Source organism: Pantoea rwandensis (assembly GCF_000759475.1).
In the GTDB taxonomy this organism is placed as follows: domain Bacteria; phylum Pseudomonadota; class Gammaproteobacteria; order Enterobacterales; family Enterobacteriaceae; genus Pantoea; species Pantoea rwandensis_B.
In genome coordinates this window covers 1,763,948-1,777,001 of record NZ_CP009454.1, presented here as the reverse complement: position 1 = coordinate 1,777,001, position 13,054 = coordinate 1,763,948, and the positions used below count along the sequence as shown (strand labels likewise).

Annotated in this window: 13 protein-coding genes; 9 read left to right on the top strand and 4 right to left on the bottom strand. The window is 54.8% G+C overall.

The window, feature by feature from the left end; genetic code table 11:
- Positions 1-142 precede the first annotated feature (142 nt).
- Positions 143-1,312, top strand: a complete 1,170-nt coding sequence (ampH, locus tag LH22_RS08095) for a D-alanyl-D-alanine-carboxypeptidase/endopeptidase AmpH (protein ID WP_038645536.1) — start codon at positions 143-145, stop codon at positions 1,310-1,312.
- A gap of 84 nt (positions 1,313-1,396) precedes the next feature.
- On the opposite strand, the gene LH22_RS08090 is transcribed toward ampH, so the two are convergent.
- Positions 1,397-2,470: a DUF1176 domain-containing protein gene (locus LH22_RS08090; protein WP_038645534.1), complete on the bottom strand. Its 1,074-nt coding sequence runs from the start codon at positions 2,468-2,470 to the stop codon at positions 1,397-1,399.
- Between the two features lie 578 nt (positions 2,471-3,048).
- Between LH22_RS08090 and LH22_RS08085 the strand changes: the two genes are divergently transcribed.
- From LH22_RS08085 to LH22_RS08050, 8 genes are read left to right on the top strand one after another with little or no spacing between them, the layout of a single operon-like run.
- Positions 3,049-3,879, top strand: a complete 831-nt coding sequence (locus LH22_RS08085) for a DeoR/GlpR family DNA-binding transcription regulator (RefSeq protein WP_034825836.1) — start codon at positions 3,049-3,051, stop codon at positions 3,877-3,879.
- 12 nt (positions 3,880-3,891) lie between these two features.
- Positions 3,892-4,875, top strand: coding sequence for a substrate-binding domain-containing protein (locus LH22_RS08080; protein ID WP_038645532.1), 984 nt, complete (start codon positions 3,892-3,894; stop codon positions 4,873-4,875).
- 2 nt (positions 4,876-4,877) lie between these two features.
- Positions 4,878-6,383 (top strand): sugar ABC transporter ATP-binding protein, encoded by a 1,506-nt coding sequence (locus tag LH22_RS08075; RefSeq protein ID WP_038649967.1) that lies wholly within the window; start codon positions 4,878-4,880, stop codon positions 6,381-6,383.
- Positions 6,376-7,365, top strand: a complete 990-nt coding sequence (locus LH22_RS08070; RefSeq protein ID WP_038645530.1) for an ABC transporter permease — start codon at positions 6,376-6,378, stop codon at positions 7,363-7,365. The genes LH22_RS08075 and LH22_RS08070 overlap by 8 nt, the downstream gene beginning before the upstream one ends.
- A 13-nt stretch (positions 7,366-7,378) precedes the next feature.
- A complete protein-coding gene (locus tag LH22_RS08065) occupies positions 7,379-8,428 on the top strand; it encodes an ABC transporter permease (protein ID WP_038645528.1) in 1,050 nt (349 codons plus the stop codon).
- Positions 8,428-9,120 carry a D-allulose 6-phosphate 3-epimerase gene (gene alsE, locus LH22_RS08060; protein WP_038645526.1) on the top strand — a complete coding sequence of 231 codons (693 nt, stop codon included), beginning with the start codon at positions 8,428-8,430 and terminating at the stop codon, positions 9,118-9,120. Before LH22_RS08065 ends, alsE begins: the two co-directional genes overlap by 1 nt.
- On the top strand, positions 9,117-10,010 hold the full coding sequence (gene alsK / locus LH22_RS08055) for an allose kinase (RefSeq protein ID WP_038645524.1): 894 nt from the start codon (positions 9,117-9,119) through the stop codon (positions 10,008-10,010). Before alsE ends, alsK begins: the two co-directional genes overlap by 4 nt.
- Positions 10,010-10,972 carry a ribokinase gene (locus LH22_RS08050; RefSeq protein WP_038645522.1) on the top strand — a complete coding sequence of 321 codons (963 nt, stop codon included), beginning with the start codon at positions 10,010-10,012 and terminating at the stop codon, positions 10,970-10,972. Before alsK ends, LH22_RS08050 begins: the two co-directional genes overlap by 1 nt.
- 220 nt (positions 10,973-11,192) lie before the next feature.
- On the opposite strand, the gene nudK is transcribed toward LH22_RS08050, so the two are convergent.
- The 3 genes from nudK to napB all read right to left on the bottom strand — a co-directional run bounded on the left by nudK (position 11,193) and on the right by napB (position 13,053).
- Positions 11,193-11,771: a GDP-mannose pyrophosphatase NudK gene (nudK, locus tag LH22_RS08045; protein WP_038645520.1), complete on the bottom strand. Its 579-nt coding sequence runs from the start codon at positions 11,769-11,771 to the stop codon at positions 11,193-11,195.
- Positions 11,772-12,028: 257 nt separating this feature from the next.
- Positions 12,029-12,613 carry a cytochrome c-type protein NapC gene (gene napC, locus LH22_RS08040; RefSeq protein WP_038645518.1) on the bottom strand — a complete coding sequence of 195 codons (585 nt, stop codon included), beginning with the start codon at positions 12,611-12,613 and terminating at the stop codon, positions 12,029-12,031.
- Between the two features lie 8 nt (positions 12,614-12,621).
- Positions 12,622-13,053 (bottom strand): nitrate reductase cytochrome c-type subunit, encoded by a 432-nt coding sequence (gene napB / locus LH22_RS08035; RefSeq protein ID WP_038645517.1) that lies wholly within the window; start codon positions 13,051-13,053, stop codon positions 12,622-12,624.
- Position 13,054: the final 1 nt, after the last annotated feature.

Here is a 13,054-nt window from a genome sequence, read left to right as displayed (position 1 = left end):
ATCCGGCCCTGCGTCATTTGGCGTAAGGGCCGTTTTTTGATCACAGCCTGATACAGAAAAAAATCCTGTCTTCCCTCTTCACGCCTCGCACAAACTGATTACTATAAGCTTTCCTCCGAATCCTGTTGCGGACGCTTTCCCGTTGAAAAAACGTACTCCTTTTTTACTGGCCTTAATGGTTTCAGTGCTTCCATTAAAAAGCATGGCGCAGACGGTAGCCGATCCTCTGCTGGCCTCACAGATCGTTGATCGTTATGCCGAGCATATCTTCTATGGCAGCGGCGCAACCGGCATGGCGCTGGTGGCGATTGATGGCAATCAGCGCGTATTCGCAAGCTTTGGCGATACCAGCCCTGGCAATAACGTGCGCCCTCAGCTCGATTCCGTGATTCGCATCGCCTCGCTCAGTAAATTGATGACCAGCGAAGTGATGGTCAAAATGGCGGAACGTGGGCAGATTCGCCTTGATGACCCGTTAAGCAAGTATGCTCCGGCTGGCGCACGCGTCCCGAATTACAACGGTCAGCCGATTCGCCTGATTAACCTCGCCACCCATACCGGTAGCCTGCCGCGTGAACAGCCGGGCGGCAAACCGCATCGTCCGGTGTTTGTCTGGCCAACCAAAACCGATCGCTGGCAGTGGCTGCAGGGTGCACAACTGAAAGCCACGCCAGGAACACAGGCCTCCTACTCCAATCTCGGCTTTGATCTGCTGAGTGATGCGCTGGCTAAAGCGGCAGGCACGCCTTATCCCGCTCTGCTGCAACAGCTGGTGACGCGTCCGCTGGGAATGAAAGACACCACCTTTACGCCATCCCCCGATCAGTGCCAGCGTCTGATGATCCCTGAGAAAGGGGCCAGTCCGTGCAATAACACGCTGGCAGCGATTGGCAGCGGCGGCGTGTATTCAACGCCGGATGATATGGGCCGCTGGATGCAGCAATTCCTCAACTCGGCGGTCAATCACCGCACGCCTCAGGTCGATCGTCTGCAAACGCTGATCTATCGCCGTGACCAGCTGACCAAAGTGGAAGGTATGGATGTGCCTGGTCGTGCCGATGCCTTAGGCATGGGCTGGGTGTATATGGGGCCAAAAGAGGGACGTCCTGGGATTATCGAAAAAACCGGCGGCGGCGGCGGCTTTATTACATACATGGCGATGGTGCCACAGAATAACGTCGGGGTATTTGTGGTGGTGACGCGTTCACCGCTGTCACGCTTCACTCCGATGAGCGATGGCGTGAATAACCTGCTGGCGGAGTTGGTGGGCAATCAAAATGGTTCGCCGATGACGGTTAACGCCATCCGTTAAATCATGAGGCGTTGCGGCCGCCATCAATGGCGGCCCTGCATGGATAGAGGGCGCATTGATGCGTACTCAGCAGCCAGCGCGCCTTTAATCCGACTGAACGGCATTCTGAGTTTGGCTGACCCACAGCGTGGGCCAATGATCACTGCTATGCCATGCGTCACAGGTTTTCTCTTCAGCATACTCTGCCAGCACAAAGTCATTTCCGTCGTACTGCCAACGCGTGGCGACACCACAATCTCCCAGACCGCGGCCTTTACTGAAGGTGTATAGCAAACCGCTGCTGGCATCGAATTCAGCATTCACCAACTCCATCTGATTGTCACTGCGTCCTGGTGGCGTGAATGGCAAGGTCAACGTCAGCCCGCGCGCCACGTAAGGCTGGCTACGCGTCACCTCAAAGGCCAAATCAATCACGTTATAGGCACCGGCTTCACAACTGATTAAAAGCAGCGCTTTGGTGTCGGTGAGCGGCGCCACACTCACTTCTCGCCTGAGCGGATCGAGTGAACAGTTGTCGGTGTTAACCCGCCAGGTACCGTAATCAATTAGACCGCTGGTTTCTTCCTGAGTTAACGGCGCTGGCTGCGGTAAGGGAGCGGGCAGTTGCGGTACCTGCGGCGCAGAGGGAACGTCCGATGCCGCGCGATCGCCCCGCTTCACCCAGGCACTGGCACCATTTACCCGCCCCTGAACGTCATCCATCAACAATAGCGCCGCTTTCATGCCGCTGAGTGGGATAGTGGCTTTAGCCTGATAGGTCAGTTGCAGAGTATGGGCATCCAGCGTTTGCGCCAGAAATTCGTCGATGGCAATGGCATTACTGGTTGCAAGATGATGTGGCTCTACGCTCCAGTGTTTGAGGTCCGGCGTCAGGCGACGCTGATCCAGCAGCAAATTATCCTTTAACGATCCGCCGGGCAGCTCTCCACTGTACGCGCTGCCGTAATCAATACGCAGCAGCGGGCGATCGTTAACGCCAGCGCTGCGTGAGAGGGTCATCACTAATCCGTTGTCTCCCGGAAAGCTGCGTGCCACGCAAAAAGCCGCGTTGTTACAGGTGAGCTGCCAGTCAGAAAATGACTTTTGCAGTGGCTCAGCCTGAACGCACGCGACAAACACAAAGGGCAATAAAAGCAGCGACTTCATCCAATAAGACATCAAAAAAAAGGTCCCCAAATTCCTTGAAAAGAAATCATAGCGTAACGGAAAGGTCATCAGCAGGCCGAAACTGTGACCTGGCCCTAAAAGCGGTACTCACTGCTGAAAAAGCCGTCGCCTGAGGGCGATCTGAGGCTGGAGAAACAAGAATTCCATCATCCGTTTCGACTGATTTCCGCTCAATCGGATTCGTCGGACTATGGCGTCATGTTTGTCTGAAAGCGTGTGTCTGGGTAAGACCTCCGTCCGCTCGACGTCATGCCGTCAAAGAGGGTATGGCTAAAAACAATTTAGCGCACATCACAATTCGGTCAAATACACACAAACGGTCACATTCGGTCATGATAAGGTGTTTTCATACGGTAATAATTGTTTGCTACCGATCCCTCTATTTAGCGCTAACACGCGTGTTTATGTGAATAAGATCTCTATTACATGAAAAATAGATATCTCATTTACATAAAAATTTGATCCATATCACTCTAACGTCGCCGGGCATTTTGACCACTGCGGACTCGTGCGCAGTCCACATTTTCCCGCTGCGGTATCCAGTACTTTATAGCCATCGGAGGGAAGTCATGTTGCCGATTGAAAGACAGCAGCGAATTATTGACGAACTAAATTTAAATGGTCGGGTTATTGTCGCTGAATTAGTCACGTTGTGTCAGGTTTCGCAAGAAACCATTCGCCGTGATTTAACTCAACTGGAGAAACGTGGGCTATTACAACGCAGCCACGGCGGTGCGGTACCAGCAAAACGACAAGCCGCTAACATTCAGGGGAATACGAGGGGTGTTAACGAGTATGAATTATCTTTCCGCCAGCGCATGAATGAACATGTAGATGCAAAGATGGCGATAGCCAAACGTGCACTCGATTTCATCAGCCCCGGCGATTGTATATTACTCGACAGTAGCACCACTTGCTGGTATTTAGCGCGACAGCTACCAGATATTGAATTAACGGTGTTAACCAACTCTATCAGAATTGTGCAAACCCTTGCGGCGCGGGGAAGTATCCGCACCATCTGTCTGGGGGGAGAATATTCTGACCGTTATGAAGATTTTCACGGTGTTGTCGCTGAGCAGCCTTTACGGGAATTTCAGATTAATAAAATCTTTTTTTCCTGTAGCAGCTTAGGCAATGACGGTTATTTACGTGAAGGTAACGAAAACAACGCACATTTAAAACAACAGATGCTACTGGCAGCAGAAAGAAAACATCTACTGCTGGACGCCAGTAAATTCCTGCGACCCTCATTCGCGCGTATTTGTCATTATCGCGATGTGGACTTTCTCATCACTGACCAATTAAAAGACAAAGAGCTGGAACAAGAATTAGCCTGGAACGGCGTCAATATTATTGATTGCTCGCAGCGCAACAATTCAATGCAGCTAATAAAAAATTAATCCGGAGTCTTTATGAAAAAACATCTTATCGCCTGTTCTCTGCTTGCCCTGTTTGCCGCCACCGGCGCGCACGCTGCTGACAAATTACGCATGGGCATCGTGGTGAAAATTGGCGGTATTCCGTGGTTTAACGCCATGGAAGCGGGCATCAAGAGTGAAGCGGCAAAACGCGGCATTGATGCATGGATGGTGGGCCCTACCGCCGCCGACCCTGCGCTGCAGGTGCGTGCGATTGAAGATTTGATTGCGCAGAAAGTCGACATCATCGGCGTGGTACCGAATGACCCGAAAGTGCTGGAGCCGGTGCTGAAACGTGCGCGTGAAGCTGGCATTCAGGTTATCACCCACGAATCACCGGATCAGAAAGGCGCCAACTGGGACTTCGAACTGGTAGATGCCCCGACGCATGGCATCAACCATATGAAAGCACTGGCGAAATGCATGCATGAAGAAGGCAAATACGCCATGTACGTTGGCAGCCTGACTGTGCCATTGCACCAACAGTGGACCGATGCCGCGCTGAACTACCAGAAAGAGCACTATCCAAAAATGCAGATGGTGACCGACAAGTTCGGCGTGGGTGAATCGCTGGATGACTCCATCCGTACCACTAACGAACTGATGTCCAAGTACCCGGATCTGAAAGGCATTATGGCGTTCGGCTCACAGGGCCCAATCGGTGCCGGTCGTGCGGTGATGAACCGCAACAAGATTGATCAGGTGTGCGTGATTGGCGCCTTCAGCCCAGGCCAGGGTGCTTCTCTGGTGCAGCGTGGCGCAATCAAAGGCGGCTATATCTGGAACCCGGAAACCGCAGGCGAAGTGTTCGTGCGTATCGCCGACATGATGCAGAAGAAAGAACCCATCACCGATGGGATGACCATCGACGGTCTGGGCAAAGTGAAAGTTGACGAGGCGACCCACACCATCCTCGGCAACAACACCGAAAGTCTGGATAAAGAAAACCTGCCAAAACTGGTGAAAATGGGGCTGTAATGATGAAAGAGGTGATCCCACAGACGTTAATCGCGCTCGACAACCTGTCGAAAACTTTTGGTGGCAACCGCGCACTGAGCGATATCTCGCTGAGCTTACTGGCGGGCGAAGTGCACTGCCTGGCTGGCACCAACGGCTGTGGCAAGAGCACCTTGATCAAAGTGATTTCCGGGGTGCACGCCCCGGACAGCGGCAGCCGCATCACCCTGGGTGATGGCCCGACCTTCCCGCGTCTGACCACCCGTCAGGCGCGTGATTTCGGTATCCAGGTGATTTATCAGGATCTGTCGCTGTTCCCGAATTTGAGCGTAGCCGAGAACATCGCTTTTGAGCACAACCTCAACGGCCTGCTCGGCTGGCACCGCAAAGCCAAACTGCGTGAAACGGCAGCGCGTATTATTGAAGAGCTAAAGTTCGATCTCGATCTGGATGAAAAAGTCTCGGCGCTGTCGATTGCCGCACGTCAGCAGGTCGCGATTTGCCGTGCACTGGTCGCCGATGCGCGTCTGGTGATCATGGACGAACCGACGGCTTCTCTGACCCGCACCGAAGTGAACCAGCTGCTGCGCACCGTGCGCTATCTGAAAGACAAAAACATCTGCGTAGTGTTCGTCAGCCACCGTCTGGACGAGGTGCTGGAGATTTCGGATCGCGTCACGGTGATCCGCGACGGGCGCAAAATGGGCTGCTGGCCCGCCAAAGAGATGACGCCGCATCATCTCACCGAGCTGATGACCGGTCTGAAACTCGATTATCAACTGAAAGCTCCAACGCGTAATGCCGACCGCGCCATTCTCGAAGTTGAGAATCTGACGCGTGCCGGTCAATATCACGACGTCAATTTCAAACTGTACCAGGGCGAAGTGCTGGGTCTGTGTGGCCTGCTCGGTTCGGGTCGTACCGAACTGGCGCTGTCACTGTTTGGCATGACCAAACCTGACAGCGGCAAAATCTGGCTCGACAGTAAGCCAGTACGTTTCCGCGGCCATGAAGATGCCATCAAAGCCGGCATCGGTTATGTCTCTGAAGACCGCTTAACTCTCGGTCTGGTGCAGCAACAATCGGTGGCCGACAACATGGTGCTGCCGATCCTCGACAAGCTGCAAAACCGTTTTCACATCATCGACGAGTACCGCAAAAACAAGCTGATCCTGCAATGGATTCAACAGCTCGGTGTGCGCGTGGCCGATCCCAATCTGGCGATCTCCACCCTCTCCGGCGGCAACCAGCAAAAGATCGTGCTGGCAAAGTGGGTACTGACTCAGCCGCGCATTTTGATTCTGGACTCGCCGACCGTGGGCGTGGATGTCGGTGCTAAAGCCAGCATCTATCAGTTGATCCACGAGCTGGCGAAAGAAGGTCTGTCGATCATTCTGATTTCCGATGAAGTGCCAGAGGTTTGGTACAACTGCGACCGCATTCTGCACTTCCGTGATGGCACCGTTCATGCCGAATACCAACCCGATACCGTTGAGCAAGAACAGCTGGCGGAGGTGATCAATGCCTGATTTTTCTCGTTTACGCCCGCACTCCAGTCAAGGCTGGCTGGCGTGGGTACTGCTGGCTTTCATCCTGTTCTTCTCGGTAGCCAGCGATCAGTTCCTCTCGGTACAGAACCTGCTGGATCTGGCCGAAAGCTACGCGGTGACCGGTATTTTTGCCCTCGGCCTGTTTGTGGTACTGGTGACCGGCGGGATCGATATCTCCTTCGCCGCCGTGGCGTCGGTGGTGCAATACCTGATTGCTTCGCTGTTTGTACAGTTCCAGTTTGATAACGCGGCATTGAGCATCTTACTGGCGATTGCCTGTGGCACCGCCTTTGGCGTGATTAACGCTCTGTTGATTACCTCGCTGCGCGTGGTGTCGATCATCATCACCATCAGTATGCAGTCGCTGCTGTTTGGCCTGTTGATGTGGGTGACCGGCGGCAAAAGTCTCTATGCATTGCCGGACTGGTGGATCACGCTGCGCAGCGTGCTGCCTTTCACCTGGCAAGGCAACAGCTTCCAGATTGGCCTGCCGCTGATCACCATGCTGGTGATTGCCGGACTGACCGCGCTGCTGCTCAACAAAACCAATCTCGGCCGCCAGCTGTATGCGGTGGGCGGCGATGCGGAATCAGCACGTCGTATCGGGATCCGCGTCGGCCTGATACATGTCTTCGCTTACGGTTGGCTCGGCGCAATGGCGGCGATTGGCGGACTGGTACAGGTCTATCGCATGGGTGAAGTGGTGCCGAATGCGCTGGTGGGCGGCGAGCTGGATGTGCTGGCGGCCACGGTGCTCGGCGGGGCCAGCCTGATGGGCGGTAAAGGCACGGTGAGCGGCACACTAATGGGTGTGTTCCTGATCGCCATCCTGAAGAACGGCCTCAACCTGATTGGCGTTTCCAACTACTTCATGAACATTGTGGTAGGTGGCGTGATCATGGTGGCGATTGCCGTCACTCACTACAAAAAACGTAAAGAAACTGACGTCAGTTTCGTCTGACAGGAGCATTCACATGAAATCACTCTCTGCTCTGCGTCCGGACGGCACCAATATCGGCCTGATGCTGTTGATTGCGCTGGCGCTGGCGGTCTTCACCTTCATGCTGCCGGGCCGCTTTATGACCGACTCGACCTTTATGAGTATGGCGTTTCAGTTGCCGGAACTTGGCTTGCTGACGCTGGCGATGTTTATCGCCATCCTCAGCGGCGGCCTGAACCTGGCGATTATCGCCACCGCCAACCTGACCGCACTGTTTATCGCCTGGACACTAATGAGCGCCCTGCCCGCTGATGCCGGCACCGGTCAGCAACTGCTGTGGCTGTTTATCGCTATCGTCGGCGCGATGCTGATTGCCGCTTTTATCGGTGTGATCACTGGCGTGATGGTGACGCGAATTGGTGCCCACCCCATTCTGGTGACGCTGGCGACCATGATGACGCTGAACGGCATCGGTATCTGGCTGACCAAAGGTGCGGCTGTCAGCGGCATGCCATCGGTGGTGCAAGCGCTGGGTTCCAACACGCTGTTGGGTATGCCGCTGCCGCTGTGGGTATTTCTGATTGCGGCCGCGCTTCTGGCGCTGTTCCTCGGCAAAACCCGCGCCGGTAAATGTATCTACATGGGCGGCAGCAACATTAACGCGACCTGGTTCAGCGGCATCAACACGCATCGCATGGTGGTGCTGGTGTACGTCATCTCCAGCCTGCTGTGCGTGTTAGCCGGATTGATCATGATGGCGCGCTTTAACTCAGCGCGTATGGGTTACGGCGATGCGTATCTGCTGCTGACCGTACTGGCGATTATTCTCGGCGGCACCGACCCGAACGGTGGCTTCGGCCGCGTCACGGGTGTGGTACTGGCGCTGATTGCCCTGCAAGTGCTCTCAACCGGTTTCAATCTGATGAACATCAGCCAGCATGTAAGCCTGGCGATGTGGGGCGCAGTGCTGATTGTGGTGTTGGCTTTCAAACAATTTAAAGCCCGTTTTAATGAACATCGTGCCGTCAAGCTGAGCAAGCTCGCTGCGGCCCTTAATCCTCTGACCGAAAAAAAGGAAGTCTAATGCGTATTCAAGTCTCCCCGTCGTTGATGTGTATGAATCTGATGGAGATCAAGCACCAGCTGGAAGTGCTGGACTCCCGCGCAGACTTCCTCCATATCGATATCATGGACGGTCACTACGTTAAGAACATCACGCTGTCGCCGTTCTTTATTGAGCAGATTCGCCCACACACCAAAGTGGCGCTGGATGTGCATTTGATGGTGGAACACCCGACCGACTTCATTGAAGTGATTGCCAAAGCGGGTGCCGACTACATCTGCCCACACGCAGAAACCATCAACCGCGATGCGTTCCGCGTGATCAATCTGATTCGCAGCTTTGGCAAGAAAGTCGGCGTAGTGTTGAACCCGGCCACACCGGTGTCGTTTATCCATCACTATATTCATCTGCTGGACAAAATCACCGTGATGACCGTGGATCCTGGCTATGCCGGACAGCCATTCATCCCGGAAATGGTAGCCAAAGTGCAGGAACTGAAAGCCCTGAAGCAGCAGCATGGCCACAAATATCTGATTGAGATCGATGGTTCCTGCAACACGCGCACTTACAATACGCTGGTCGGTGCGGGTGCAGAAGTGCTTATCGTCGGTACCTCGGGCCTGTTTAACATCCATGACGATCTGGCAACGGCCTGGGACATGATGCGTGACAGCATTGATGAAGCTCAGGGCCTGGCGAAGGTATCCGCATGATTCCACGCTGGCTGGGTATCGACATTGGCGGCACCGGCACACGTCTGCAGCTGATGGAAGAGGGACGCATCTGGTCCAGCTTCCGCAAGGTGCCGACGGCCAGCTGGGCGCAGCAGCCCGACGCATTGACGGCACTCGGGCAGTTAATCAGTGAAACACTGGAGCAGCAACCGGTGAGCGGCGTGATGCTGGGATTGCCCGGCATACTGAGTCGTGATCGTCAGCAGGTGATTTCGCTGCCGTTTATTCAGGCTCTGGATCATCAGCCGGTGGCGGCGATCCTCACCGAACGTCTTGGCGTGCCGGTGGCGATGGATAAAGATGTTAACCATCTGATGATGTGGGATTTAATGCAGCTGGAGCAGTTGCCGGATATCGCGGTAGGTTTGTATCCCGGTACCGGCATGGGCAACAGCTTGTGGATTAATGGCCGCTTCTATCACGGCCAGCACGGCGGCGCGGGTGAATTGGGCCATGTGCCGATCGCCGGTAACGATCTGCCCTGCCCGTGCGGCAACCGGGGTTGTGCGGAGACGGTGACTTCGGGCAATTGGTTGAGTCACTGGGCTAAGGCTCACGTGCCGAATACCGATATGTCGGCGCTGTTTACGCAACATGGCGACCATCCGGAGTTGCAGGCCTTTGTTTATCGTCTGGCGCAGCTGATTGCCACCGAAATGAACATCCTCGATCCCGAATACCTGATTCTGGGTGGCGGAGTGCTGGCGATGGCGGACTTCCCGCTGGCGCAATTACGCAGTCAGATTCAGCAGCATCTGCGTCCACCGGCCACGCGTGACAATTTGAAGATCGTGTTTAGTCAATCCACCGATCACACCGGCTGTCGGGGAGCCTGTTTAGCCGCCGAACGCCTGTTCAGGAGTGCATGATGAAAGGAAAAGTGTGTGTGTTTGGCTCGTTTAACCTCGACGTCGTCGCGGTGATGAACCGTTTTCCAATGCCCGGTGAATCACTGACTGCGCACAACAGCATGATGGGGCCGGGTGGCAAAGGAGCCAACCAGGCCACGGCGGCGCTGCGCGCTGGGGCTCGCGTGCACTACATCGGTAAAGTGGGTAACGATGATTTTGGCACCTTTGCCCGTCGTCACCTGGAGAAGACCGGTTTCGATGCGATCACGCTGTTTACCTGCAAAGAGAAGCCCACCGGCAACGCATTGATCTATGTGGCCGGGGATGATGCAGAAAACATGATTTCGGTGTTTCCGGGCGCGAACACCACCGTGACGGCGGCCGAAGTGTCGCGCTGTCAGCCTACCGTGGCGGCGGCCGATATTTTGCTGGTGCAGTTGGAGAACAACCTGAATGCCATTCAGCGCATGATCGATAATGCGCGTGCGGGGGGCACCTTTGTGATTTTAAACCCAGCGCCGTGGCAGAAAGTGAGTGATGCGCTGCTGGAAAAGGTGGATTTATTGACGCCCAATAGCACCGAAGCGATGCAGATTACCGGCGTGAAGGTCACGGATTTTGCCAGCGCACAGAAAGCGGCGGAAGTGCTGCACCGTAAAGGCGCACGTCAGGTGATTATCACATTGGGGATGGCAGGTGCACTGCTGTCCAATGCGGAACAGCAGCCGCTGCGCATTCCGCTGTTCCCGGCGCAACCGCTGGATACCACCGGCGCGGGCGATGCGTTTAACGGTGCGCTGGCAGCACGTTTAGCCTCTGGTGATGAACTGCCACAGGCGGCATTGTTTGCTTCGGCGTTTGCTTCGCTGTGTGTCGAACGTTCTGGTGCGGCCAACTCTATGCCGTCTTACGCTGAAGCACTGGCGCGTATGCAGGCGCATCCGGAGTGCGTGCCGGAGCCGTTGGAAGTGATGGCTTGATTTGAGCTAACAGCGTATCGGTGATGTTAGTTGAACCAATCGTGATAACGCAGTCTGGGGCCGCCATGAGGCTGGCGTCCTCACGCGGTTCGTCTGCCTCATGGCGGCCCCTGCCTGCTCATAAACTTGATTGCGCGTTGTTAAAAAGAGCAAAACTGTTTGATGCCACAGGCAATTCGCCACCGTTTATTGACTCGTGGCTTAATGAGATTTTGAAAGTTTAAGCTCTCAGCCACCCCGCAATTTGCGCATATTGCAGCAGCATAATCGCTTTACCATCGAGGATGCGGCCGTCTTTCACCATCGCCAGCGCTTGCGGGAAAGGCAACTCCAGCACGGTGATTTCTTCATCTTCCACGCCACCACCGGCATTGGCGCGCATCGCATCGCTGTATTCTGCTGCGAAAAAATGGACGATTTCCGTCACGCCGCCCGGCGACATATAAGCTTCAAACAGCTTCTCGACCTTGCCGACCTCATAACCGGTCTCTTCGATCGCTTCTTTGCGGATGCAATCTTCCGGCGTGTCGTTATCCAGCAGACCCGCGCAGGTCTCAATCAATTCACCGCTGGCATTGCCGTTAACGTAAGTCGCAATGCGGAACTGACGAATCAGCAGCACGGTGTTTTTATCGCGGTTATAAAGCAGGATGGTTGCGCCGTTGCCGCGATCATAGACTTCGCGTTTGTGGCGGATGACTTCGCCGTTGCTACGTGTCAGTTCGTAGGTGAAGTTACGCAGGATAAAGTAATTATCTGACAGTAACTTATCTTTAATGATGTTGATCTTTAACGACATGGCCGCTCCACCGCTTAATGAGGGAGCCTGAGATAATAGGCGTTAGCGGCGGGGAAAACTATCTGAATTGCATTGGCGAACCGGATACAGAGTGTTGTGGAGACCCGGCATTCACAGACGGCTCTCCCTCCATGGCGACCCTGCCATTTAATGCGGAGTCGCTGACCGAGTCCGCATCAATGACAATGACCTGTGTGTCCGGTTAACCTGTTACCCAGTTGCCCGGTTCGTTCCTGACCACCGGGCTGACTGGAGCGTCAAAAACCGTTCTTCTGCTCGCTCATATCCGGCAGGTGGTGCGCAATCCCTTTGTGGCAATCAATACAGGTTTGCCCATCCTCCACCGCTTTGCTGTGCATTTTTGCTGCCACCGTCTTCTGCGCGGTGAAATCCATATACTCGAAGTTGTGGCAGTTTCGGCACTCCTGCGAGTTATTGTTCTTCATCCTGCGCCACTCGTTCTGAGCCAGCTCGATACGTGTCTCTTCAAACTTTTGCGGCGTATCAATCAGGCCGAACACCTTCGCGTACACCTCTTTGCTGGCTTGCAATTTGCGCAGCATTTTCGGGCCCCATTCGTGCGGCACATGGCAATCCGGACAAGTAGCACGCACGCCGCTGCGGTTGTTGTAATGCACCGTCTGCATGTACTCCTGATACACGTTGTTGCGCATCTCATGGCAGCCAATGCAGAACTGCTCGCGGTTGGTCATCTCCATTGCGGTATTAAAACCGCCCCAGAAAATAATCCCACCGGCAAAACCCAAAATCAGCAGCGTGCCGAGTGCTAAGCGGCTGGGGCGCCGCCACCAGCGCCAGATGCGTAATAATCTTTCTTTCATTAATAACCTCACTGCCCAAAGCCATTGGCCGATTTAAAGGTGTTCTCCACCACCGGTTTGGCATCGGTCTGCGGGACGTGGCACTGCAAGCAGAAGTAGCGACGCGGCGATACCGTGCTGCTCACCAGGCCATCGCGATCGGTAAAGTGTGTTGGGCTCACGCGCGGTGCGCCGGTGGTCAGGTAACTTTGTGTGCCATGGCACTGCAGGCAGCGGTTGACGTTTTTCGTCACCTGATAGCCATCGACGCTGTGCGGGATCACCGGCGGCTGATTCACGTAGTTCAGCGGTTTGCGGCTCTGCTCTTTTGGCTGATGGATCGTGCCCTGCTGCGTGGCCGTGACTTCCGGGGATTGCGTGAGATCCACGCCATGACCCGCGTAAACCACGCCGCCCAGCGTCAGGGCGGCAACGGTGATAAGAGTAAATAAGGGTTTCATT